This is a genomic window from Pandoraea apista (assembly GCF_001465595.2).
GTDB classification, from domain to species: domain Bacteria; phylum Pseudomonadota; class Gammaproteobacteria; order Burkholderiales; family Burkholderiaceae; genus Pandoraea; species Pandoraea apista.
In genome coordinates, this window is sequence record NZ_CP013481.2 from 4,508,207 (window position 1) to 4,531,141 (window position 22,935).

The 22,935-nt window shown below is 61.8% G+C and carries 23 protein-coding genes; 17 read left to right on the top strand and 6 right to left on the bottom strand.

The window, feature by feature from the left end; translation table 11 throughout:
* The first annotated feature begins 90 nt into the window (after positions 1-90).
* A complete protein-coding gene (locus tag AT395_RS20285) occupies positions 91-1,305 on the top strand; it encodes a GlxA family transcriptional regulator (protein WP_082164771.1) in 1,215 nt (404 codons plus the stop codon).
* 47 nt (positions 1,306-1,352) lie between these two features.
* Here AT395_RS20285 and AT395_RS20290 read toward each other — a convergent pair whose 3' ends face one another.
* Complete coding sequence (locus AT395_RS20290) at positions 1,353-1,871, bottom strand: lipocalin-like domain-containing protein (protein ID WP_048628846.1); 519 nt, start codon at positions 1,869-1,871, stop codon at positions 1,353-1,355.
* 171 nt (positions 1,872-2,042) lie between these two features.
* On the opposite strand from AT395_RS20290, the gene AT395_RS20295 reads away from it, so the two are divergent.
* Positions 2,043-2,918, top strand: coding sequence for a LysR substrate-binding domain-containing protein (locus AT395_RS20295; RefSeq protein ID WP_042114753.1), 876 nt, complete (start codon positions 2,043-2,045; stop codon positions 2,916-2,918).
* A 55-nt stretch (positions 2,919-2,973) separates the two neighbouring features.
* Here AT395_RS20295 and AT395_RS20300 read toward each other — a convergent pair whose 3' ends face one another.
* The gene (locus tag AT395_RS20300) at positions 2,974-3,630 is read right to left on the bottom strand and encodes a hypothetical protein (protein ID WP_042114752.1); all 657 of its coding nucleotides are present in this window, start codon (positions 3,628-3,630) and stop codon (positions 2,974-2,976) included.
* A gap of 390 nt (positions 3,631-4,020) precedes the next feature.
* Between AT395_RS20300 and AT395_RS20305 the strand changes: the two genes are divergently transcribed.
* Entirely contained in the window at positions 4,021-4,908 is an 888-nt protein-coding gene (locus tag AT395_RS20305) for an NAD(P)-dependent oxidoreductase (RefSeq protein ID WP_048628845.1), read from the top strand.
* A 61-nt stretch (positions 4,909-4,969) separates the two neighbouring features.
* Complete coding sequence (locus AT395_RS20310) at positions 4,970-6,124, top strand: enolase C-terminal domain-like protein (RefSeq protein WP_048628875.1); 1,155 nt, start codon at positions 4,970-4,972, stop codon at positions 6,122-6,124.
* A gap of 28 nt (positions 6,125-6,152) precedes the next feature.
* On the opposite strand, the gene AT395_RS20315 is transcribed toward AT395_RS20310, so the two are convergent.
* Together AT395_RS20315 and AT395_RS20320 are read right to left on the bottom strand one after the other, a co-directional pair.
* The gene (locus tag AT395_RS20315; protein ID WP_048628844.1) at positions 6,153-6,629 is read right to left on the bottom strand and encodes an NUDIX hydrolase; all 477 of its coding nucleotides are present in this window, start codon (positions 6,627-6,629) and stop codon (positions 6,153-6,155) included.
* 114 nt (positions 6,630-6,743) lie between these two features.
* On the bottom strand, positions 6,744-7,709 hold the full coding sequence (locus AT395_RS20320; protein ID WP_042117991.1) for a LysR substrate-binding domain-containing protein: 966 nt from the start codon (positions 7,707-7,709) through the stop codon (positions 6,744-6,746).
* 136 nt (positions 7,710-7,845) lie between these two features.
* Between AT395_RS20320 and AT395_RS20325 the strand changes: the two genes are divergently transcribed.
* The 10 genes from AT395_RS20325 to AT395_RS20370 all read left to right on the top strand — a co-directional run bounded on the left by AT395_RS20325 (position 7,846) and on the right by AT395_RS20370 (position 18,485).
* Positions 7,846-9,405, top strand: a complete 1,560-nt coding sequence (locus AT395_RS20325) for a sugar ABC transporter ATP-binding protein (RefSeq protein ID WP_048628842.1) — start codon at positions 7,846-7,848, stop codon at positions 9,403-9,405.
* Positions 9,392-10,342 (top strand): ABC transporter permease, encoded by a 951-nt coding sequence (locus AT395_RS20330; RefSeq protein ID WP_042114748.1) that lies wholly within the window; start codon positions 9,392-9,394, stop codon positions 10,340-10,342. The genes AT395_RS20325 and AT395_RS20330 overlap by 14 nt, the downstream gene beginning before the upstream one ends.
* Before the next feature lie 11 nt (positions 10,343-10,353).
* Positions 10,354-11,379 carry an ABC transporter permease gene (locus AT395_RS20335; protein ID WP_048628841.1) on the top strand — a complete coding sequence of 342 codons (1,026 nt, stop codon included), beginning with the start codon at positions 10,354-10,356 and terminating at the stop codon, positions 11,377-11,379.
* A 61-nt stretch (positions 11,380-11,440) separates the two neighbouring features.
* Complete coding sequence (locus tag AT395_RS20340; protein ID WP_048628840.1) at positions 11,441-12,397, top strand: TMAO reductase system protein TorT; 957 nt, start codon at positions 11,441-11,443, stop codon at positions 12,395-12,397.
* Between the two features lie 63 nt (positions 12,398-12,460).
* Complete coding sequence (locus AT395_RS20345; protein ID WP_042114745.1) at positions 12,461-13,336, top strand: polysaccharide deacetylase family protein; 876 nt, start codon at positions 12,461-12,463, stop codon at positions 13,334-13,336.
* Between the two features lie 48 nt (positions 13,337-13,384).
* Positions 13,385-14,200, top strand: coding sequence for an aspartate dehydrogenase (locus AT395_RS20350; RefSeq protein ID WP_042114744.1), 816 nt, complete (start codon positions 13,385-13,387; stop codon positions 14,198-14,200).
* 43 nt (positions 14,201-14,243) lie between these two features.
* Positions 14,244-15,029 (top strand): SDR family oxidoreductase, encoded by a 786-nt coding sequence (locus tag AT395_RS20355; protein ID WP_042114742.1) that lies wholly within the window; start codon positions 14,244-14,246, stop codon positions 15,027-15,029.
* Between the two features lie 25 nt (positions 15,030-15,054).
* Positions 15,055-15,750: an RraA family protein gene (locus AT395_RS20360; RefSeq protein WP_107338433.1), complete on the top strand. Its 696-nt coding sequence runs from the start codon at positions 15,055-15,057 to the stop codon at positions 15,748-15,750.
* Positions 15,743-17,233: an amidase gene (locus tag AT395_RS20365; RefSeq protein WP_167370743.1), complete on the top strand. Its 1,491-nt coding sequence runs from the start codon at positions 15,743-15,745 to the stop codon at positions 17,231-17,233. Before AT395_RS20360 ends, AT395_RS20365 begins: the two co-directional genes overlap by 8 nt.
* A gap of 109 nt (positions 17,234-17,342) precedes the next feature.
* A complete protein-coding gene (locus AT395_RS20370; RefSeq protein WP_082164764.1) occupies positions 17,343-18,485 on the top strand; it encodes a porin in 1,143 nt (380 codons plus the stop codon).
* A gap of 358 nt (positions 18,486-18,843) precedes the next feature.
* On the opposite strand, the gene AT395_RS20380 is transcribed toward AT395_RS20370, so the two are convergent.
* On the bottom strand, positions 18,844-19,410 hold the full coding sequence (locus tag AT395_RS20380) for a DUF2878 domain-containing protein (protein ID WP_072632884.1): 567 nt from the start codon (positions 19,408-19,410) through the stop codon (positions 18,844-18,846).
* A gap of 54 nt (positions 19,411-19,464) precedes the next feature.
* A complete protein-coding gene (locus AT395_RS20385; RefSeq protein WP_231606116.1) occupies positions 19,465-20,082 on the bottom strand; it encodes a chalcone isomerase family protein in 618 nt (205 codons plus the stop codon).
* Between the two features lie 222 nt (positions 20,083-20,304).
* Between AT395_RS20385 and AT395_RS26400 the strand changes: the two genes are divergently transcribed.
* From AT395_RS26400 to AT395_RS20395, 3 genes are all read left to right on the top strand, one after another.
* Positions 20,305-20,733 (top strand): HAMP domain-containing protein, encoded by a 429-nt coding sequence (locus AT395_RS26400; RefSeq protein ID WP_048628836.1) that lies wholly within the window; start codon positions 20,305-20,307, stop codon positions 20,731-20,733.
* Between the two features lie 763 nt (positions 20,734-21,496).
* Positions 21,497-21,652: a hypothetical protein gene (locus AT395_RS25720; RefSeq protein WP_156181598.1), complete on the top strand. Its 156-nt coding sequence runs from the start codon at positions 21,497-21,499 to the stop codon at positions 21,650-21,652.
* Positions 21,653-22,275: 623 nt separating this feature from the next.
* Positions 22,276-22,935 carry a hypothetical protein gene (locus AT395_RS20395; protein WP_174554646.1) on the top strand — a complete coding sequence of 220 codons (660 nt, stop codon included), beginning with the start codon at positions 22,276-22,278 and terminating at the stop codon, positions 22,933-22,935.

A 22,935-nucleotide genomic window follows, 5' to 3' on the forward strand; every position in this document is an offset into this window, starting at 1 on the left:
CTGTACCGCGGATATCGCTGAGTTGCATCGTAGCGAGCAAGGGTTGTCGCCAGCTTGCAAGCATCGGTCAAAAACTTGTATAACCGCGACATGCAAAGCCGTCATACATACGGCAAGACGACTGCACAGGAAACGTCGAAAAAAAAGAAGCACGCGTCCGCGGTACCTCATTTGCTGGTGCCGGACGTCTCGCCGATGGGCGACGACAGCAGCGACGCGATGCATGACACCGCCGAACCCATTGCGAAGGCCAAGTTATCCATCGGCCTCGTCTTGCTACACCAATTCACGCTGGCCGCGTTCGCGGGCCTCGTCGATGTTCTGCGCCTGGCCGCCGATCACGGTGGACGCAGCCGTCAGATCGACGTGCATTGGCGCGTGATGAGCATGGACGGATTGCCGCGCGAGTCGAGCGCCGGTGTTGCGGTGAATGTCGATGGGGCGTTGCCGGACGACCCTGCGGCCTTCGATTACATCGCCATGTGCGGCGGGAACGACTACCCGAATACCTATTTGCCGCCGCCACTTCGGGATTGGCTTCAGCTCGCCAGTTCGAAGCATGTGCGTATGCTGGGGATTTGTACGGGCACGTTCACATTGGCACAGGCGGGGCTGATCGGCTCACGAACCGTCTGTGTGCATTGGAACGTGCTGGATGCCTTCCGGTCTCGCTTCGCGCAAACGAAGGCGGTGGTCGATCATCTGTTCGTCGACGAAGGGGATTTGATTACCTGTGCCGGGTCGACCGCGGCGATCGATCTCGGGCTTTATCTCGTGACGCGGCACTGTGGTCAGGCGAAGGCACAGCAAGTGGTACGGCACATGATGCTGCAAGGTATCCGGCCGGCGAAGCTGCCGCAGGCGCATTTTTATGCGGACCTCTCGCACATTACCGACATCCGCGTGCGGCAGGCCGCGCATTTCATCGAACAGCGGATCGACAATCCGCCCACGCTCGATGCCATCGCACGGTATGTGAACGTTGGGCGGCGACAGCTTGAGAGGGCATTCCACGAGGCGTTGGGCATTTCGCCGATGTCATTTCTTCGCGGGATGCGGCTCGACTATGGACGATGGCAGTTGCGCCACGATAGCAGGAGCATTACGGATATTGCTCTCGAATGCGGCTTTTCCGACGGCGCACATTTCTCACGCGATTTTCGTGCCCGGTACGGTGTGTCGCCACGGGAGTTCAGGCGTCAGGCCGGCGCGCAAACCGCGGGGGTGGACGCCGACGATGCCGAGGTCACGAACGTCCGCAACGGGGTGGCGTGCCAACTGGCAAGCGCGTCCAGCCTGCTTTAGCGTCAGCGCTAACGACAAAGCGTGACGCGCGCCAGAGGTCGACCTGATCAGTTCAATCTTTGCCAAATCGAAATCGGCACATCGCCATTGGGTCGCGGCACTACGCGATAGCTCAGTTCATTGCCCTTGAGTTCGAAGTTCCGCTTCTGTTGCTCTCCCTCCCAATTCGGAAAGGACGCGTTCTGAATGTGGAAAGTCAGCGTGCCCTTCGCCCGATCGACGCTGATCGTGCCAGTGTGAGTGCTAGCCCCCATCACCGCCTCCTTGTACTCCTCGGGCGTTCCCGAACGCTTGTCTCCGGAGGCGAAGCGGGGCCGTTCTTCCTTGAAGATCTGCAACGAATAGTGACCCTGCGTATCGATCATCAGCAATCCCTTGGGCGCAGCGCCGTAATCCCGGCCACGCGAGCCGTCAGGGTGCTGAACATCGGCCGCGACCAACGTCCAGCTTCCCACGAAAGAAGGATCGATCGCGGCGGCCTCGGCGCGCGTGGCCGCTGCCATGAAGGTACACGCCGACAAGACTGCGGCGAGCACGCTGCGCTTGAAAATCGTCTGGCTATTCATACCGTGAATTCCTCTGTGAACGCGTAATGGCATCTTGGAAACGAGGCTTGATCGGGTGATGCGTATGCGCCCAAGAAGCGAGACTCGATCCTTTGCCTGTCTGAATAGTAGCCAGACAAACCATGCAATGAATGCGATAATTCGACATCTTTAATGCGGAAAAACTGAACGATGCCGCTCCCCAATCTCGATATGGACGCGCTTCGTACGTTCTTGGCAACCCAACAACTCGGTAGCCTGAACCGGGCTGCCGAGCGGATCGGCCGCTCGCAATCGGCGGTTAGCCAGCAGATGCGAAAGCTGGAGGAACAAGTCGGTCACCCGCTGTTTCGCCGACAAGGGCGCGGGCTCGTATTGACGGACGCCGGCGACATGATCCTTTCCTACGCACACCGGATTCTGGATCTCAACGACGAGGCGGTTCTGGCCGTGCGCGGCGCCTCCATCGAAGGCGTGGTGCGCTTCGGCCTGCCGGGCGATTTCGCCGAAACCTGGCTCCCTGCGGCACTCGGACGGTTCAAGAAAACGCATCCGGTCGTCCGCGTGGAAGTTGCGGTCGAGCGAAACGGCGTACTGCTCGAACGACTGGATCGCGGTGAACTCGATCTCGCGCTCGTCATGGGCAACGAGAACCGTCCGGACGCCGAACCGTTGGCGACACTGCCCATGACGTGGATCGGACCCGCCGACGCGGACGCGGTCGTGCGCCCCGGTCAGGCGCTGGATCTGGCGCTATACCACCCTCCATGTTTCTTCCGGCGCGCAGGCATCGAAGCCCTGGATGGCGCCCATATTTCGTGGCGGCTTGCCTACACGACGGCCAGCCTTCAAAGCCTTTGGTCCGGCGTCGCAGCAGGTCTGGGTATCACATTGCGAACGGGGGCCGGCATTCCGTCGTCGCTCAGACGGCTCGGGGCACAGGAAGGGCTCCCGCCGCTGCCCTCCGTAAAACTGTGTCTGCATGGACGACATCAGGACATGTCCCCCGCTCTGGCGCAACTCAAGCAGGTGGTGACGGAGTGTGCGACCGAGAACCTCTTGTCGTGAATTTCGCCGGATGCGCTGAAGTACTTCACGTTACAGTCCGGCAGCATTGATGTCCCTACGCCGACTTGCCCGCCGCTTGCATTGCGGTGCGCAACGCGGCATGGGCACTGTCGAGTGGTCGCCTGTCCTTGTCCGCAAGATCCAATGCCGCGGCCATCCAGGGATGCGCGTATGCGACAACGTCCGCTCCGGCATCGAAGGCGTCGTTTGCGGCAGCGGCGATGACCGCGTAGCATTCGCGCGCGTCGTTAGCATTGCCGCTGGTGAAAAGCGCCCAGGCGCGCTCGACGAGAATGACGTCAATCGACGTAGTCTTGTCGGTGGCGTGCCGTTCGAAGAGTTGCCGGGTCGGTTCGATGGTGGACTCGACAGCGCACAACACCGCGATTTTTCCTCCCATGCGATTCGCCTCGACCGCCAACGCAACGTCCGCTCTGACGATGGGAACCGGCGGGGATTCGATGTCGTCGGCTGCCGCGCCAAGCGTCGCGCAAGTCAGAATGACCACGTCAGCCTCGGCCGCCAGCGCCAGAAGACGATGACTCGCTTCCGCCCTCACGTCCGCCGGCATCGTGCCCGCACGCTGCACTGCCTCGCGAAGATCTGGCCGGAGTTCATGGCGAAGGTTTTCCCCCGCGACACCAAGACGTTCAGCCGTGTCCCCGAATAAGCGCTTGTTGCTCTCGAGCGTGTGTAAAAAAGATACGCGCATTGCCTGCTCCCCCCTTCCTTTTCCGTCCGTCTTGCGTCGCCCGAACATGTCGGACGCCGCGATAGAGATACCTACGTCGGAAAGATTGTTTCGGGTTGGCGAGCGCCGAGCAAGACAACTCCTTTTACCGGTATGTTTTGTACCCCCGAAATCCGGCCTGACGTTGCCAGCGCTCACCGCCGTACGACCGGGGCGAGAACATCGACAAATGCAGTCAGGCGGCGGCTTGAGTTCGGCAGTGCGTCGCCATCGAATCGTGTCGTCATCAATTCATCTGTTTTCGTGAAGTGTCACTTAAGATATTTTCGATATTTCCAAGCAAAGGATTGGCATATAGTCGACCGCAAAGTTCTCAGCCAATGAACCCGCGCAGCGACGAAGGAGGCAACCATGACCGACACGGCACCGATCGGATTTATCGGACTCGGCACGATGGGCGCGCCCATGGCGTTGAATCTTCGCAAGGCCGGCTCCCCGCTCGTCGTATGGAACCGCTCGCCGGAAAAGTGTGAGCGTCTGGCCGCCGCCGGCGCAGAGGTTGCGGCGGACTCGAACGACGTGTTTTCCCGATGTGCGACTGTCATGATGATGCTCATGGACGGCGAAGCCATCGATGCCGTGCTCGCGCGCGGAACGCAGGCGTTTTCCACACGCGTCCAAGGGCACGTCATCGTCAACTTGTCGACCGTGGAACCGGCGTACTCCCAGGCCCTTGCCGAAGACATTCGCGCCGCAGGCGGACGATTCGTCGAAGCACCGGTGTCGGGGTCGCGCATTCCGGCGGAAAAAGGCGAGCTTGTCGCCATGCTGTCGGGTGCGCCCGAAGATGTCGACGCCATCGGCGCTCAGCTTGCGCCAATGTGCCGGCAACACTTTGCGTGCGGACCGGTTCCCGGAGCTTTGCGCATGAAGCTGGCGGTCAATACGTTTCTGATTACCATGGTCACCGGTCTGGCAGAAGCCGCGCGCTTCGCTAGCGGACACGGACTCGACATGCACCGTTTCGCGGAAATCCTCGACGCCGGGCCGATGTGTAGCGCCGTTTCGCGCGTCAAGGTCGGCAAGCTGCGAGACAACGACCTGACGAAGCAAGCGAGCATCTCCGATGTGCTGAAGAACAGCGATCTGGTGATGAATGCTGCCGGTCTTGCGGGCATCGCTATGCCGCTGATGCAAGTCTGCCGTGCACTGTACGCAAAAACGGAGTCGATGGGATTCGGCGAGCAGGATATGGTCGCCGTCGTCAAGGCTATCGAGAACGCGTCACACACGTCTTGACGCAAATCGATACGACGTATCGGAATGCCTGCGGTTGCTGCCGGGATACCAGGAGAAGATTGTGCGGATTGTCGATGTTCGGGAGCTCACGATCCCGATTTCCCGTTACGCCGATCGCGCCATCCCGTCCGGCGGACTGACCACCAGCCTGGTCGCTATCGTCACCGATGTCATCCGATCGGGAAAGCCGGTCGTGGGATATGGCTTCGCGTCCATCGGCCGTTTCGGGCAAGGCGGACTGATCAGGGAGCGCTTCGCGCCACGGCTTATCGCCGCAGGAACACTCGCTAACGATACGGGTGACGGGCTGGATCCATTGCGTGCGTGGTCGGCGATGATGCAGGGCGAGAAGCCCGGCGGGCATGGCGAACGTTGCGTTGCAGTCGGTACCCTCGACATGGCTGTCTGGGATGCCGCCGCCAAGATCGCCGGACAACCGCTGTATCGGTGTCTTTCCGAACATCTTTCCGGACAGGCGCCGCCGTCCCGGGTTAGGGTCTACGCGGGCGGCGGGTATCGCTATCCGGAAGACGATCTCCTCCGTCTTGCCGATGAGATTCGCCATTTCACGGACCTTGGCCTCACCCACGCCAAGATCAAGATCGGCGGCGACCTCGATCAGGATCTGGTGCGCATCGACACGGCCGTCGCGAAGCTTGCAGGACCATCACACCTCGCCGTCGACGGGATGAACACATACGGTCACGACTCGGCAATGAGAACCGCGCATGCGCTGGCGCCGCTCGGGCTGGCGTGGTTCGAGGACATCTGCGATCCGCTGGACTTCAAAACCCTCTCGCGCGTAGCGGCAAGCTATGCCCCCCCGATCGCGGCCGGTGAAGCGCTATTCTCACGGGCGGAGGCTCGGTTACTCGACGCGTATGGCGGCTTGCGGCGGCATCAGGACATTCTGTTGTTCGACCCGACGCATTGCTACGGGCTTACACATTACTGTGAGATTGTGGCGGAGATGACCCACCGTGGCTGGCCGCGCTCGGCATTTTGGCCGCACGGCGGGCATTTGTTCGGCCTGCATGTGGTGGCCGGACTGCGTCTCGGCGGCGCGGAAATCAATCCGCTTGCCTTTGCTCCGTTCCAGGGAATGCCCTCCGGCCTGACGATCTCCGACGGCTTTATCGACCTGCCGCAGGCGCCCGGCATCGGCTTCGAGTCGCACGACGAAACGCATCGGGCGTTTCGTCGCCTCATGGACTAGGCGACCACGACACAGATCAGCCCCCGAATCAACACGAGCGCGAGGTCGACAACGCGTATGCCTCGCGCACGACCTCCATCACGCCGAAGCTCATGACGAGTCCCGCTTCGTCGAGCGAGTCGAGATCCCACCAGCGCGCCTCGAGCGCGTCGTCGCCCGCCACCGGCTCGCCTGCGACCCAATGACACAAGACGGCGATCAGGACAAAGTGATGACGCAAAGCGCCTCCCTTGTCCTTGTCCAGCACATCGACCGCCGTAAATATCTTCACGGCTTCGGCGGTGACAGACGTCTCCTCGAATATTTCGCGCGTCGCCGCTGCCGTGATCGACTCGCCACGGTCGATCTTGCCGCCCGGGAAACCCCAATATCCGGCATCCGGTTCGTTTCTGCGCCTGACCAGCAATACTCGCCCGTCTTTGAAGACCACACCGATCGTTGCCGCAACGGGGCCAACATGCCCCGGCTTCGGGGCAGTCGTGGTTGTGTCGATACCCGACGTCATTCCCCACCTCACAGAACAAGAAACGGCGCAACCGTTGCCATCGACTTCGATCCAACGTCGCCGTACCGAAGTCAGAGCTTACTTGTTCAGACAGACGGCGGGCAACGCAACAGATCAATCCGCGAGCCCTTGTGCGACCAGTACAGGCGCGCTTTCGGCCGCGATCCACGCACGAAATGCCGCGATCGCGGGTTCGTCTGCCCGCTCGCGTCGATAGATCGCATAGTAATCGCCGGCGCTGGCCACCCGAGCCGGCGAGGCGATGACCAGATCGCCCGACGCCAGTTGGTCTTCGACCACGACATCGGGCACGAGCGCCACGCCGCGACCGTCGAGCGCCGCGCGTACCGACATGAAGAAGTGACCGAAATGCAAATCGCGCGCACCTGGCCGATAAGTGACGCCCTGAGTTCCGAACCAGTCTTCCCACGCGTGCGCACGAGAATCCGTATGGATCAGCGGAAGACGTTGCAGCGCGAGTGCATCGACCGTGGCCCGCTTGCCCAGCAGCGCGGGCCGGCACACGGGCACCAGCACGTCTGCGAACAGACGGTCGTTAGCCACCCCCTTCCATTCCACCGTCATGACCAAATCGACGCGTGGCGCCCCCTTGCGACGACGCTGTGCCGGCGGTTTTCCCACACGAATGGCAATGTCGATTCCATCGCGCTCGAAAGACACCGGGGCAATCGACGTATGCAGTCGAACTTCGACGTTCTGATGCAGTTGCGTGAACTTCGCCAGCCGGGGCATCAGCCAGGTGGAAGCCAATGTGGGCAGGATACTGACCACAAGACTGCGCTTGACCTCGCGCGGCGCGAGCTCTCGCGACGCCGCCTCGATCGCGTTAAACGACTTCTCGACCGTGCGAAAGAGTCGCTGCCCCGCTTCCGTCAGTTCGATTTCGCGCGTGAGCCGGTTGAACAGTCTTAGGCCGTAGTGCGTTTCCAGATTCTTGATATGCCGGCTCACCGCGCTTTGCGTCACGCAAAGCTCGTCTGCGGCCAATGTGAAGCTCAGATGGCGAGCTGCGCATTCAAATGCACGCAACGACAGTAGATTGGGAAGATCTCGTCTCACGATGTCGAAGTGTCGGGCCAAGTCATGGATGAGTCTAGCTCATGCGTCGGGGCGATCAAATTGTTTGTGAACAGAAATTTGGCGGCTAACGATTGATCCCGTGCAAAGCGCAATCAAACGATGGCAGGAGGACAGAATGATCACCAAGGACCAGCCCGGGGCACTGCTCGACGCTCGTGGACTCGCAAAATCGTTCGGCGCGACGCAAGCACTGCGGCATGCGGACTTGCGCGTGCAGCCGGGCGAAGTACACGCGCTCATGGGCGAGAACGGCGCAGGCAAGAGCACACTGGTCAAAATGCTCGTTGGCGCGCTCAAACCCGATGCGGGAGAGATCGTGTTGCAAGGCCGGCGATGCGAATTCCACTCGGTGCGCGACGCCATCGCCATGGGCGTCGTGCCGGTGTATCAGCACGCCACCGTCTTCCCCGAGTTGAGTGTCGAAGAAAACCTAAGGGCGTTCGATATTGCGCGAGCGCAGCCGTTCGGCCGACGCGCAGCCAGCGCCCACCGCGACGACCTTTTGGGCGTGGCCCACCGGATCGGCCTTCACGTCGACGCACGGCAACCGGTCGCCAGCCTGTCGATGGCCGAACGCCAGTTGCTCGAAATCGCTCGTGGCGTGGCCTCACAGTGTCGCGTACTGATCCTCGATGAGCCGACCGCAGCACTCAACGAACACGAGACGGAACGCCTCTTCACAGCCGTGGCCTCGCTCAAGGCCGAAGGGCTGGGCATCGTATTCATCAGTCACAAGCTCGGCGAGATCACGCGCATTTGTGACGCCGTGACTGTCCTGCGCGATGGCGCCACGGTGATCGATGCGGCACCGATCGGCACCCTCTCACACCGTCAGATCGTCGAAGGCATGGTCGGTCCCGTGGCAGAGCGCGTACACCGCGAACCGGGGCCGGTGGGTGCGCCTCGTCTGATCGTACGGCAAGCGGCGTGTCAGTCGCGTTTCTCCGACCTGTCGCTGAGCATCGGTGCAGGCGAGGTGGTCGGCATCGTGGGCCTGATCGGCGCCGGGGCCATCGAGGTAGGGGAAGCGCTGGCGGGCGCACGCGCACTGTCGCATGGCAGCATTTCGGTCGACGGTCATGCGCTGGGCGGCGCGTCGCGCATGCAATTCATGCAGCACGGCGTTGGCTTCGTGCCGGCAGATCGCAGCGCCGAAGGCATCCTGCCGGGCCTGAGCTGCGCGACCAACGCAGCGGCATCGACATTCGCTTCGATCGCCCGTGCACGCCTGCTCACCGCGCGCATGGAGCGGCAAGCCTCGGCGTCGTGGTTCGAGGCGCTACGCGTCAAACCCGCCGATGCCAGTCTGCCCATCGACGCGCTGAGCGGCGGCAATCAGCAAAAGGTCATGCTGATTCGCAATCTGATGCTACCCGGCCTATCGGTCCTCGTGGTGATCGAACCCACTCGCGGCGTCGACGTCCACGCTCGCGCGGCGATCCACGACGTCCTGATCGACGCCTCGCGACGCGGGATCGCCATCGTGATCGCGTCGACAGATACCGATGAAGTCGTCGCGCTCGCGCATCGCATTGTCGTCATGCGCGCCGGCCGCCCGGCGGGCGAACTGCCGCGCGGCACGCCACTGGAAGAGGTGATTGCGCGCATTGCCGATGCATCCCCAATAACCTTGACGCATACCACTGAAAAGGAGGCGAACCATGCAGCGGTTTGATCGCGTGCCGCCGGCACTCTGGATTGGCGTTGCACTGCTCGTGGTCTGCTGGGTCGCAGTGCCTCGCTTTGGCACCGTCAGCAATCTCGCGAATCTCTCCCGCGTGGCATCGATTCTGCTGCTCGCCGCGTTGGGCCAGACACTCGTGATCATTGTGCGCGGCATCGATTTCTCGATCGGGTCGGCGGTGGCGCTGTTCAGCGTGACCGCGGTCATGACCGGGGCGCAGTACGGCACCGGCGGCGCCTTCGCGCTGGCCGCGCTGGCTGTGCTCGCTCTGGGCCTCGTCAACGGCGTACTGATCGGAGTGATGCAAGCGCCGCCATTTCTCGTCACGCTGGGCTCGATGATCGCCGTGCACGGACTATGCGGCGCGATGGTGGGCGGCATGCCGCTCGACGCCCCGCCGGACATCGACTTCTCCACGCTCGTGCAGACCTCGTGGCTAGGCATGTCCGCCCCGTTGTGGCTCGCGCTCGGGAGCTTTGTGCTGGTCGGTATCACCTTGCGCTTTACCCGCTTCGGCCGCGAGTGCTTCGCCCTGGGAAGTAACGAAGCGGCTGCGCGGCTCGCGGGAATTCCGGTGCGGCGTCGCGTGGTCGGTGCCTATCTGTTCAATGCACTGCTCGTGGCGGCAGCAGGCGCTGTGCTCACGTCCCGGCTCGGATCGGGTCAGCCGAATCTGTACCCGGGCCTGCCGTTCGAAGCCATCGCGGCGTGCGCCATCGGTGGCGTGCCGCTTGCCGGCGGCAAGGGTAGCGCGTTGCATGCGCTGATCGGAGTGCTGATTCTCACCATCGTCGTCAATGCGCTCGTGCTACTGAATTTGCCGAGCCTCGTACAGAACATGCTGCTGGGCATTGTGATCGTCGGTGCAGTGCTGGCGCGTCAGACAGGAATGAGCGGACGACGCCTGCGCGTCTCCCGTGCGGGATGAACGGAGAACCTATGGATAACCAGAAAACACTGAGCGGGGTCGTCATGAACCGGCATGCTAACCTCCCGGCCCTGCGGATGCCCGCCAACCTGTCGGTGCGAGAACTGTCCGGCGTAAGCGCACTGGTGGTGCTCTGGGTGGTGCTGGCTGCCACGGCGCCCGGCTTCGCGAGCTTCGTCAACACGGGCAATGTGCTGTCGCAAAGCACGTTCTTGCTAGTGCTCTCGGTAGGACAGATGCTGGTGATCGTGACGCGCGGCTTCGACATTTCGGTCGGCCCTGTCGCCGTGCTCGCGTCCATCGCGGCCGCTCAGACGGCGTTGCGTCTTGGCGATACCGCCGCCATCGGCGTTGCCATCGTCGTCGGCCTGGGGTTTGGTGCAATCAACGGCTATCTCGTCGCCTATCGTCGCATCGAGCCCGTGATCGTCACGCTGGGGACGGCGCTCGTCGTGCGCGGCGTTGCCACCGCCGCGTCGGGCGGCGCCGACGCCGTGCTCCTGCCCACGTCGAGCCATTTGCACGCCCTCGCGTATCAAACGTGGTTCGGCGTGCCCGCTCTCACCGTATGCGCATTGCCGCTGTTGCTCTTCGCCTGGTGGCTCGCCATGCGCACCCCGCTGGGTCGCTGGTTCTGCATGATCGGCAGCAACACCAATGCGGCCGGTCTGGTCGGTGTGCCGGTGCGCCGGGCTGGCATGGCCGCCTATGCATTGTGCGGCGCGTTCGCCGGCGCGGCAGGGGTGTTGCTGCTCGCGCGCAGCGGCTCGGCGGTGGCCGTGGACGGTAACGGCATGGAAATGCAATCGATCGCCGCGTGCGTCATCGGTGGCATTTCGCTCATGGGCGGCCGGGCGCGGGTCTGGCAGGCCGTGGTTGGCGTGCTGTTCATTCAGGCATTGCTCAACGGGCTGAATCTGATCGGCGCTTCACCTTTCATGTCCGAACTGATGCTCGGACTCATCATCGTTGTGTGCGGAGGGATGGATTTCCTGTTGCAACAACTTCGGCGTCTGCAACCTGGATCCACGTCGTGACGCCTGCCTCAGTCAACTGCTCAACCACGATTTACCCATGATCCTGCAAAGGGGACCCCTCATGAAACTCAAGCAGTCTATGTGCGCCGCCGGCCTTCTGCTGGCCCTGCTGGGCAACGCGCACGCCCAGAAAGCCGTGACGATCGGCTACGCCACGCCTGATCTTTCGTCGTCGTTCTGGGTGTCCATGACGTACGGTGTCGAGGACGAAGCGAAGAAGCTCGGCGTGAAGCTCGTCAAGCTCAATGCGGGCGGCGATGCCAACGTCAGCACCCAGATATCGCAGATACAGGATTTGTCCGAGAGCAAGGTCGACGCGATGGTGGTCGGGGCGACCAATGGCGAAGCCGTGCGTGGCGCGGTCGAGCACGCGATCGGGGCAGGTATCCCGGTGGTCGGATTGTCGAGCCTTCCGGCCAGCACGAAATTGGCATCTACGGTCGGCGCCAACCATTACGAGATGGGCCGACTCCAGGCTCAATGCCTGGGCGACGCCATGGCGGGCAAGGGCGAGGTGGCAATGATCTCGCAGCAACAGGGGCAATCGTGGGCCGATCAGCGCCGCCAGGGCTTTCTCGACACGCTGAAGGCTCGTTATCCCAACATCAAGGTCGTAGCGGAATCGCGCAACGCGATCACGCGCAACGACGCGATCAATCTGGTCGACAACTGGCTGCAACGCTTCCCCGATCTGGGTGGCATCTACAACGCCGTGGATGACTCGGCGGCCGGCGCCCTCATTGCAGTGAAGGGCGCGCAGCGCCGTGGACAGGTCAAGATCAGTGCGTCGAACCTGAGCCAGACGGCCCAGCAGATGATCAAGAGCGGCGATCTGGTTTGCACATCCGCACAACAGATCGTGACGCAAGGGCGCGAGGCCTTGCGACAAGCGGTGGCTGCCGCCTCGCACAAACCGGTGCAACGCGACGTGCAAGCCCCCTCGGTGCTGATCAGCGCGCAAAATCTGGCAACGGTCGACCTTTCGCTTCTCAGCGCGCCGGCGTCCTACCGTCCCTGATGGCTCGACCTTACGCGCCGGCATACATGACTTTCTTACTTCACCGCATTGCAGAGGCTAACGATGCTTCCTTCGCATGACCGCTTCCGCTACTCCGGCATCGTGTCTCGTCCGGAGTTCTGCTGGCCGGGCGACCGCCGTCTGGCCGTTCATCTGTGCCTGAATCTGGAGCACTTCTCGTACAACACCGGTCTGGGCATCTCGTACTCGCCGGGCCTGCCGCACCCGAACACCTACAACTGGGGCTGGCGCGAGTACGGCAACCGAGTCGGCGTGTGGCGCATCATCGAATTGTGCGACACGCTGGGCATTCCCCTGTCCGTATTGCTGAACTCCGAGTGCTACGACCACTGCCCCGAAGTCGTTGCAGCGCTGCGCGCTCGTGGCGACGAAATACTCGGCCACGGCCGAACGAACTCCGAGCATCAGAACGACTTCGACGAAGCCGGCGAGCGTCAGCTCATTCGCGACGTGACGCAGGCCATCACGCGACACGAAGGGCGGGCGCCGGGAGGCTGGCTGAGTCCCGGCGTCAATCCGAGCCCCGTCACACCCGACCTGCTGCAAGAAGCCGGTTATCGCTATCTGCTCGACTGGCCGATCGACGATCAACCCGTCTGGATCGGCACGCGTCAGGGGCGCATCCTCAGCGTGCCTTACCCGCACGAAGTGAACGATATTCCCGCAATTGCCCTGCATCACGGCAGCGCCGCCGATTTCGCCGACATGATCATCGACAACTTCGACGAGATGCTCGCGCAAAGCCGGCAACAGTCGCTCGTGTTCGGAATCTCGATCCATGCGTTCCTGATCGGGCAACCGTTCCGGCTTCGGCACTTCCGGCGCGCACTCGAACACATTGCACGGCATCGCGACCAGATCTGGCTAACGACGACCGGCGCGATCGCCGACCATTTCATCAGTCTCGACATGCCGTGAGGCAGCCGCGACTTCCATTGCATCGATACCCACATGAGAGGAGCACATATGCCTAACTACAAGGAGTTGCGCGTCGGCATTGCCGGACTTGGCGCTGTCGGCAAGACCCTGGCAGCACGGCTCGACGAAGGGATTTACGGCCTGAAGCTGGCAGCCATCGCGGTGCGCGACCCGGCCAAAGCCGCCGAGACCATCGGCGCATTGCGGCAACCCGTGCCGCTGGTCTCGATCGGCGAGCTGGCCGAGCATTCCGATATCGTGATCGAGTGTGCGCCGGCGCATTTGGTCGGAGAGATTGCCGAGCCGGTACTGCGTGCCGGCAAGACGCTCATCGTACTGAGCTGCGGCGCACTACTCGACCGTATGGATCTGGTCGCGCTCGCCCGCCAGCACGGCGGGCAGATCATCGTGCCGACTGGCGCGCTGCTCGGCCTCGACGCCGTCACCGCCGCCGCCGAGGGCAAGATCCGTTCGGTGCGCATGATCACCCGCAAGCCCGTGCGCGGTCTGGTCGGTGCCCCGTTTCTGGTCGACAACAACATCCGGATCGAAGACGTCACGGCACCGATCCGCATTTTCTCGGGCAACGCACGAGACGCCGCCAAGGGATTTCCGGCCAATTTGAACGTGGTCGTAGCCCTCGCACTCGCCGGTGTCGGCCCCGACGACACACAACTCGAAATCTGGGCTGACCCGGCGCTCACCCGCAACACGCACACCATCGAGGTCGACTCCGACGCGGCATCGTTCTCGATGAGCATTCAGAACATTCCGACCGAGAACCCCAAGACCGGCCGTATCACGGCACAAAGCGTGCTTGCGGCCCTGCGCAAAGTCCGCAGTCCGCTGCGCGTCGGCACGTGAGTCTCGCTCGGACTGCCATCGATATTACGAATAAGGAGCAGACATGGATTTGGGCATAACAGGCAAGACTGCGTTGGTCATGTCGGCCGGTGGCGGGCTGGGCGGTGCGATCGCCATGGCGCTTGCCCGCGAAGGCGCGAAGGTCGCGGTGTCGGATCGCAGCGAAGAGGCACTGGCTCAGACCGTTGCCAAGATCCGCGCAGCGGGCGGCACGGCGAGCGGCTATGTGGCCGATCTGGGGCAGATCGACAGTCTGGACCACATGGTCGAGGCGGTGAAACGCGATCTGGGCGCCCCCGACATCCTCGTGAACAACTCGGGTGGCCCGGCGCCGTCGGGCGCGGCAGGCGTGGCGGCGCAAACCTGGCGCTCGCAATTCGAGGCGATGGTGCTCTCGCTCATGCATCTCACCGACCTCGTTTTGCCGGACATGCGTGCGAAAGGCTGGGGACGAATCGTGACCAGCACCTCGTCTGGCGTGATCGCACCGATCGCCAATCTGGGCGTCTCGAACACCCTGCGCGCCGCGTTGCTCGGCTGGTCGAAAACGCTGGCCAACGAAGTCGCGGCCGATGGTGTGTGCGTCAACGTGGTGCTGCCGGGGCGTATAGGAACCGATCGCATTCGCGCACTCGACGAGGCACGTGCCCACCGCGAATCGCGCTCACTCGACGCCATCGTCACGCAGAGCATTGCCACCATTCCGGTCGGCCGATATGGCACGCCGGAGGAATACGGCGACACGGTGGCATTCCTCGCCAGTGAACGGGCTTCGTTCATCAACGGCTCCGTCATTCGCGTCGACGGCGGCATGATTCCCAGCATCTGACACATTGAAATTCATGGAGAATGCAATGAATGCAAATCAAAAAATTCGTAGTCCTGAGGAAAAAGAAGCGATTCGCCAGCGCTTTCTGATCGTCGATACGTCGAACGTCGCCGACGTGCTCGATGCGATGGGTTACTTCAATCAGGGGCTTGCGGCCGAGTTCGCCCCCTATCCTGCCGACGCCGGCAAGCTCGCGGGCTGGGCGTACACCATCCACGGGCATATGATGCCGTACCCGCAGGGCGGGGACGCCGAGAAAATGCAGGCCTGTGCCGGCGTGTCGCCCGGCGAGATCACGGTATGGAGCGGCGACGGCGAGGGCATCTGCTACTTCGGCGAACTGATCGCCATCGGCATGAAGGAGCGCGGCAGCGTTGGTGCGCTGATCGACGGCGGCATTCGCGACGTGCGCTGGATCGGCGCCCAGGAATACCCGTTGTACGCTCGCTATCGCACGCCCGTGCAGTCCATCGGTCGATGGAAGGTCGACGGCTGGCAAATACCCGTCAGCCTGCGCGGAGCGTCTTCTCGATGGGTCGAAGTCCGTCCGGGCGACTTCATCCTCGGCGACGAGGACGGGGTCATCGTGATTCCGGCGGCGTTGGTCGACCAGGTACTGGTCGAAGCCGAGCGGCTCACCGACAAGGAGCGCAGCATTCGCGCCGAATTGCAGCAGGGGCTGAGCCTCGCCGATGCGCTTGCGAAATACGGCCATGTCTGACATGGCCGTCGACGTCGCCCCGCTGAGCCAGTCGATCGACGGGCTGCGACACGCCCTGCGCACCGGTCGACTGACGCCAGCCGGCGTCATGGAGGCGTTTGGCGCCAGCGCCCGGCGCGTGGGCGCAGCCACGCATTGCTGGGTTGGCCCGGGCGGCAACCCTGATGCGAAGCCGCCGGTCGTCGACGTCACGAAACCGCTCGCCGGCGTGCCGTTCGGTCATAAGGACGTGTTCGCCGATGGCTCGGCCCCGCCGCGCGCCGGTTCGCATTTCGACGACTTGTGTACCGACCGGCTGCCTGCACCGGCGCTCGCGGCGCTCTGGAATGCTGGTGCACTGGGGCTGGGCAAGCTGGCTGTCGACGAACTGAGCTACGGTGCGACCGGATTGCATGCGGCAAACGGGCCGGTGCGAAATCCGTGGAATACCGCGATGATCGCCGGCGGGTCGTCGAGCGGTGCGGCGGCCGCTGTCGCTGGCCGTGCCGTCATGTTCGCGCTGGGCGCAGACACGGGCGGATCGGTGCGAATTCCTGCGGCCCTGTGCGGGGTGGTCGGTCTCAAACCGACGTTTGCGAGCGTCGACACCCGCGGCACGGTGCCGCTCTCCCGCTCGCAGGACACGATCGGTGTCATGGCGCGCCTTGCCGAGGACTGTGCACGCGTGTTCTCGGTCATTCGTCGTCCGGTCGACACGAAAGGCTCCGATAGCGTTTCCGCCAACGGCGCGACACGGGACTTCATCTCCGCGCTTGCCGATCTCGCCGATCCTGACAATAAGGCGGCCCCGTGGGATAGCAACGGCATGCTTACGTCGTCTGGCGAGGTGCAGCCATTGCGCGGACTCCGTATCGCGCTCGCACAGCATCCGTTCTTCGATATTCGCGACAGCGGCCTGTCCAAATGCATCGCGACAGCCCTGAGCGTCTTCGAGGCGCTGGGCGCCACGTTGCATCCGCTCGAGCTCGACGAGATCGAGCATTGCGATGCGTACGCTGCGGCAACGACCTCGTTCGAAGCGCATGCGTTGCACCGCGATCGTCTGCAACGCTTGCCACAGCGTCTCTCGCCCGCCACGCGCATGCGCTTGACCTCGGCCGGACAAGTCGACCCGGCCACGTATGCGCGAGCGGTCGCCGCACGCGTACCCAGCCTGCAACAGTTCGTCACGCACGTCTTCACGTCTCACGATCTGTTGATTTGTCCCTCGGTCACCGTGCGGGCGCCGCCGATTGCCGCCCTGTCCGATCACCCTCAGGCGGCCGTAGCGCTCACGACGGCGTTGCTTCGCTCGAACCGCGGCTTCAACTATCTCGGTGTTCCCGCGTTGTCCCTACCCATTGGGTTCGACGACACCGGCATGCCCGTGGGACTGCAACTGATCGGCCGGCCCCGGTCAGAGTTCTCCCTATTGCGTTACGCAAGCGCCTATCAGCACGTCACACCGTGGCATCTCAGCGAGCCCGGACTGACGCCGAGGTAGCGAAAGGTTCGCAACACGCCCGGTAGATACGGAATTTCCAATTATCAATAAATTAGTAATCCAAACATATTTTTGTTGATGTTAAACGTGGCAATAAAGGGGAAGTCTTATGAAACGTGCGAAGTGGGCATGGGGACTGTTGGCATTGTCGACAGGTTTTTCGTATGGGCAGTCGAACGTCGCGCTATACGGCGTTATCGACACAGGGATCAACTATGTAAGTAACAGCGGCGGAAAGTCGCAGTGGTCGATAGTCGACGGCACGCTGTCGGGAATATACGGCAGCCGCTGGGGGCTCATGGGCAGCGAGGATCTCGGGGGCGGACGCTCGGTAGCATTCAAGTTGGAGAATGGTTTCAATTCGGCGAACGGACAGCTCTTTCAGGGCGGACGTCAGTTCGGACGGCAGGCTTACATCGAATTGCGCGACCGCTCGCTCGGCTCACTCTCGATCGGCCGTCAGTACGACGAGATCGTCGACTTCGTGCAGCCGGTCACGTTCAACGGCAACTGGGGGCCCATGTTCGCTCATGCCAGCGATATCGACAACACGAGCGATTCGTACCGCGTGAACAACTCGATCAAATTCACCAGCGTCGATTACGGCGGCCTCTCGTTCGGGGCAATGCTTGGACTGTCGAACTCGAACTCTCCCGGCACCGCGACGGTAGGGACATGGAGCGCCGGAACACGCTATCGCATCGGCTCGCTGCTGATCGCAGGCGGCTACCTGCAAGCGAAACATCCTGCAACATTATTCCCAGAGGGTAACTTCCTCGCCAACACGAGCGGAGCGGCCATCGGCGCGGCAGGACCGTTCAGCTATGTTGGCAATCCGGCGTCGTTGCAAGCGTGGGGACTGGGCGCCACATGGAATATCGACGCGCTTACGCTCGGCGCGAACTACACGCGCACGCTGTTCGGTCAGGCGAACGCAACGACCGCGACGGTGGCGTTCACGAACTACGAGGTGTGGGCGAACTACCAGTTCGCCCCCTCGTGGACAGTCGGCGCGGAATACACGTTCACGGCCGGCAGCGTCGGCTACTCGGGTGCATCGCCCGGCTATCAGCTTGTAGGGGTCGTGATCGACAAGAAGTTGTCCAAGCGGACCGAGCTCTACGCAATGTCATCGTTCCAGCGCGCGAACGCCGATGCCGCACATGCCGACATCTTCGAAGGTGCCATCGCCAATGCCTCGTCCTCACGCAATCAGGCCGCGCTACGGGTAGGCATGGTGCATAAGTTCTGAGGCATTGGCGCTGTTGTCGGCCGATGCCTGTGAGGGCGGGTATCGGCCGCGCGACTATATCGTCGAGCAGGCGCCGGCGACCAGATCGCGCATCCACTGATGCGAGGCGCTATTGTCGTTGCGACGATGCCAGTAGATATCCCACGAAAAGGGCTCCGACGGAAACGGTAACGACCGAACCGCAATCGTCTCCGGCGAGAAGCGCGCCGCCAGCTTGCCGGAAATGACCGCGATCGGATGATCTCTCTTGCAGAATCGGCGGCATCAGAAGCCAATGCGGGACTTTCGCGACGACTTTCCTTGCAAATCCCTGATCGGTGAGCACGTTGTCCACAATTCATTTACCGCAGCGCCCGGATCACCGAAGCTTGCCCTTGGACTTTTTCGCGCACGCACCTCCCGACTGCGCGGCGGGCCGCCACATCGGCGCAGACCCGATTCGCCCTCCCAACCACAGCAGTACGGGGAAATGAACGGCCCATCCGATGGCAATCACGGTAAGGGCCGCCCACTGGGAAGTAAAGGTGACGGCGCCTAGCGCAGCCCCGGCGCGAAACGACAGCGGCCCCCCCACTGCGCCGAGTAGTGAGGCCAATAGCCAATGCGGGCGCAGCGACGAGAATAGCGGGTTGATTTGGATAGCAAACAGCGCCCAAAGACCGGCCATCCAGTAGGGCGCGTATCCGGCCGGCCAACTACCGGCGGGATACGCGATCCAGCCAGTTCTCAGCACAATCGACTCCCATCCCCAACCGGCAAACGCGACAAGGGCGATAAACATCGCTTCACGCGAACGGCTTGTCGCGTATGGCACGTGCGCTGCGACGAGCAAGGTCACAAACACCACCCCCACCCATCCGCGCCCGTGAGCGGCACTCATCACGCAAATCATCCACCCGGCCTGGCCGAGCAAGAGGTAAAGCACGCGCCCATATCTCGAGGACACTGTGGGCAAGCGCCATGGGCATGCGCCGGGCATTCAGGGACCGCCCAACAGTTGTCGACGCAGCGATGGCGCACGCGTTCGAGGGTCTAGCCAGATGTCAAAAAACGCTTCGGCGAAGGCCGAATCCTGAACGTCGGCAGACAGTTTCCCGTTGGTGTAAAACCGCGCGCCATGCCCGGGCAAATAGACGCCGCAGAGTTCGTCTCCACGAGCGACATCGCCAAAAGCGCGCCGCATGTTTTGCTGCCATCGCACTAATGTAGCGTCGGCAATCGGTTGCGCTGACAGGCGTTGGATTTCGTCGAGTCCCGTCGAGACGATTCGCTCTGCGCTCACGCTTCGTTCGTACGTGAGGGACAGCGCGAAGGGGGTGTCATGCAGTGTGGACGGTTTGGGTGCTTGCGGCGCCCAAAGTTCGGCCCGGTAAAGGCAGAAGCCCAGCACGCAAAAATCTCCGGCACCGATGCGCCGTGCATTCCGTACGTCGTCGACGCAGTCAGCGCGCACGGTTGCCAGACTGCACACGCCGAGCAAGGCGGCAAGCAAGAGCTCCCGATATCCGCGAGGCAATATGTGATGCGGCCCGCATGACGACCGGGACGCCGCCCGCCGAATACGTCGGACCATTGCAAAAGAAAGCGCGCGCTTCATCGGGGTTCAGCTCGGGTAGCGCGAAATTAGAGCGACATCATGGTTTGATCTCCCAAAGCAAAACGTCGGCATGCCTCGCCTACGCGTTGAAATCCTTTCTGAACGGTACTTACCAGGTCTCGCGAACCCCGATATACGAACGAAACGAGATGCCGGATGCACTTTCTCAAAAAAAAGCTGGCTTTGGCCTGAGCGTGCATCTGCCCCGGACTGCTGCCGGAATTGAGGCACTTTCCAGCCTCACGCCAAGACATCGGGTTCGTCGGCAACGTTGCCGCAGGTGACCTCTCGGCGCACATCGATGTCGCGGGGCGCGACGAGATCGCTCAACCGCTTGCCGGGTTGCAGCGGATGAACCACAGCCTGCACCGGACCGTCCAGGAAGTACGTGACGGTAATGAGGCGGTCGTGGCAGCGACTCGAGAAATCTCGGCGGGCAATCCGGACCTGTCGTCGCCCACTGAACAGCAAGCTGCGTCGTTGCAATCGCTCATGGGGTATGCCTCAGGGCTCGAATCTGCGGTGTCGGCGTTCAAACTGCAAGCGGACGCCGCCACAGATCGTGACATTCACAGGTCAGGCGAGAAGCGCTTACGATCCCGTCAGCAGTCCATAAAACGCAAAAGGGCTCCCTTGCGGGGAGCCCTTTAAACATCTGTGGCGGAGAGAGGGAAAGTCCGGCCCCAAAAAAATCAATGACTTATATTCGTCGCAAGTTTGTATTTTGTACCTGCGCGCGTCCTTGCCTCTGTACCCAACCCCATTCGGCCATACCGTCGTCGCCACTGCATTGAGTCCGCAACGGCACTCGCGCATTAAGAATGGCGACCTATCTGATGTTCCGCACATGCCAAATTGGCGCTTCGGATAACACGCTCTGCAAATCACGTCGGCGTATGACGAAGCCAATTCCGGAATGATTCACCGTCGCTGAAGAGGCAGCGCCTGACGTTATGCGGCGTATGGCGGACGTAGTGAAAACCAGCGCGATGAGCCTGCAAATGAGGTCGTCACCGCTGTTGGCACACTGGTTCGTGCTCGATTCAATGCGCATCGCGAACCGTGCAAATCGCGAAGGCATGCGTGCCAACGCTCTGGCGCTGACGCGGCGGTGCGTCGAAGCAATCAGTGTTATCGAACTGAGCATATGCGGCCATCCTGAGGCGGAAGCCACCATGCTGTGTTGGGATGCTGACCAGTTGAGCCCGGGCAAGCTGCGAGCTTGGCTTGAAGCGAACGTGGCCCGCTTACGGCGTTGGTCTCTGGACCGAACCGTGGCCCCTCTTTATACGGGAATTTGCCGCTGCGATTCAGCCTTATGCACACTACGATTCGAAGCTGGCGCTGTGGCAGCTTCGTTTACTGCCCAACGCCCCGGAGTTGGACGCGCACTTTGCGTGGTTCGCATCTATTGGTGGAAATTCAGCCACGAGGCTACGATGCTCAGAAGGCAGCACGCATCACGCGCTATCACGCGCTTCTCACGTACACGCCGGGCCGCATGTTGATTGCCGGCTATCCCGATGACGAGCCGCTCAAAGTGCTTACGGAAGCCTTCGACTTGCGCTAGCGAAGTTGGGGTATCTCGATGGACATGAGACCGACTGCGGTAGCCAATTCTGGGCAATGCTCTGGAAAACTGACGGTGGGACAATCTTGGAATAATTAGCCACCTACGCCCCTGCCAGTCGCCGCCCTCAACGTTGAGCGTGGACGAAATCAGAGCCTTAATGCGCTTACGCTCAGACCTCGTCGCCCGCCCCCAAAGCCAGCAGTAGGTTAGCAAGCGCCTCATCGTCGCAACGGAAATAAGCTGCGGGCACACGGAGTGCCTGGCCAACCTGACCGGGACGCCAAAACGGCGGTTCGTGCGTTCCAGCTTCGTAGCGGCTTATCCGCGCGCTTGCCGTGCCCTCATCAAGGCGAACTTCGACACCCAACCGGTCCTGCGGAATGCCAGCCAGCCGCCGCGATTCGCGCAGGCGACGACCGAAGACTGTGCTGGGCTCATTTTTGTCATCCTACGCCGTAGGATTTTCCTGTCGATTCTCTACGTAATTCGTAGAATCCGACTGTTGCCGATACCGATTCGGCGGGTCCCCTGGTTTCTATCCAACCCTCAGGTTTTCGAGGTTTTGTGCCGTTATGGACATGGGGAAAATTAAGCTGGTGTCATACCTGTCATGCGACGGCGTGAATACCTCCATTTGTTGCAAACCAAACACATGTGAAATGCTTGACATACTAAATTCATTGTTTCTGGCTGGCACTATCGCAAGCCAAGCTCTTAATATCGTTGCCTTGGCTGACTCAGATATTAAAACCCAGGATAACGTCAGGATTTATCCAATTTCCATGAGGCAGCAGGCCCCTTTCTGGGTCGAAAAATGCCATTACCAGGGTGTGATGGTGCAGTACGCCAGAGATTGGGAGGAAACTCAACCATCAACAGGGATAGTTTTTACCCCCGAGCCGGACAAGCCCATTGGCTATGCCCTGATTCTCACAAAGGAAAAATGCCCCGGCAAGGAAGAGCGAGCAATTTTCAGCGCGGGCGCGAAGTATTTCTATCCGTTTAATAAAAGCTATGTTATTCGCGAGGGACATCGGATGGACGCGGTTGACTACGCGAGTCAACGGGATGACATGCGTCCCAAATGGATGCCTCAAGTTCTGAAGACAATTGAGGAGGATGCTCCCCGAAACGTTGCCGCTCAGAATTTTCTGGCGGAGATGAAAGCTCGTACTGAGTCAGTAACAGCCGCCGAAGAGGCACAACCTAGGTCTGCGGCGTCGGTATCCGACATCGCCAACGAAGCCAAACCCACTAACCAACAACGTATTGACGAGTAA

What these genes read in the sequence shown, in the direction of transcription:
- AT395_RS20365 (WP_167370743.1), top strand. Translation starts at nt 15,743, where the DNA reads ATGTCTGACATGGCCGTCGACGTCGCCCCGCTGAGCCAGTCGATCGAC.
- AT395_RS20325 (WP_048628842.1), top strand. Translation starts at nt 7,846, where the DNA reads ATGATCACCAAGGACCAGCCCGGGGCACTGCTCGACGCTCGTGGACTC.
- AT395_RS20330 (WP_042114748.1), top strand. Translation starts at nt 9,392, where the DNA reads ATGCAGCGGTTTGATCGCGTGCCGCCGGCACTCTGGATTGGCGTTGCA.
- AT395_RS20355 (WP_042114742.1), top strand. Translation starts at nt 14,244, where the DNA reads ATGGATTTGGGCATAACAGGCAAGACTGCGTTGGTCATGTCGGCCGGT.
- AT395_RS20285 (WP_082164771.1), top strand. Translation starts at nt 91, where the DNA reads ATGCAAAGCCGTCATACATACGGCAAGACGACTGCACAGGAAACGTCG.
- AT395_RS20340 (WP_048628840.1), top strand. Translation starts at nt 11,441, where the DNA reads ATGAAACTCAAGCAGTCTATGTGCGCCGCCGGCCTTCTGCTGGCCCTG.
- AT395_RS20350 (WP_042114744.1), top strand. Translation starts at nt 13,385, where the DNA reads ATGCCTAACTACAAGGAGTTGCGCGTCGGCATTGCCGGACTTGGCGCT.
- AT395_RS20305 (WP_048628845.1), top strand. Translation starts at nt 4,021, where the DNA reads ATGACCGACACGGCACCGATCGGATTTATCGGACTCGGCACGATGGGC.
- AT395_RS20315 (WP_048628844.1), bottom strand. Translation starts at nt 6,629, where the DNA reads ATGACGTCGGGTATCGACACAACCACGACTGCCCCGAAGCCGGGGCAT.
- AT395_RS20345 (WP_042114745.1), top strand. Translation starts at nt 12,461, where the DNA reads ATGCTTCCTTCGCATGACCGCTTCCGCTACTCCGGCATCGTGTCTCGT.
- AT395_RS20360 (WP_107338433.1), top strand. Translation starts at nt 15,055, where the DNA reads ATGAATGCAAATCAAAAAATTCGTAGTCCTGAGGAAAAAGAAGCGATT.
- AT395_RS20290 (WP_048628846.1), bottom strand. Translation starts at nt 1,871, where the DNA reads ATGAATAGCCAGACGATTTTCAAGCGCAGCGTGCTCGCCGCAGTCTTG.
- AT395_RS20370 (WP_082164764.1), top strand. Translation starts at nt 17,343, where the DNA reads ATGAAACGTGCGAAGTGGGCATGGGGACTGTTGGCATTGTCGACAGGT.
- AT395_RS20300 (WP_042114752.1), bottom strand. Translation starts at nt 3,630, where the DNA reads ATGCGCGTATCTTTTTTACACACGCTCGAGAGCAACAAGCGCTTATTC.
- AT395_RS20335 (WP_048628841.1), top strand. Translation starts at nt 10,354, where the DNA reads ATGGATAACCAGAAAACACTGAGCGGGGTCGTCATGAACCGGCATGCT.
- AT395_RS20385 (WP_231606116.1), bottom strand. Translation starts at nt 20,082, where the DNA reads ATGAAGCGCGCGCTTTCTTTTGCAATGGTCCGACGTATTCGGCGGGCG.
- AT395_RS20295 (WP_042114753.1), top strand. Translation starts at nt 2,043, where the DNA reads ATGCCGCTCCCCAATCTCGATATGGACGCGCTTCGTACGTTCTTGGCA.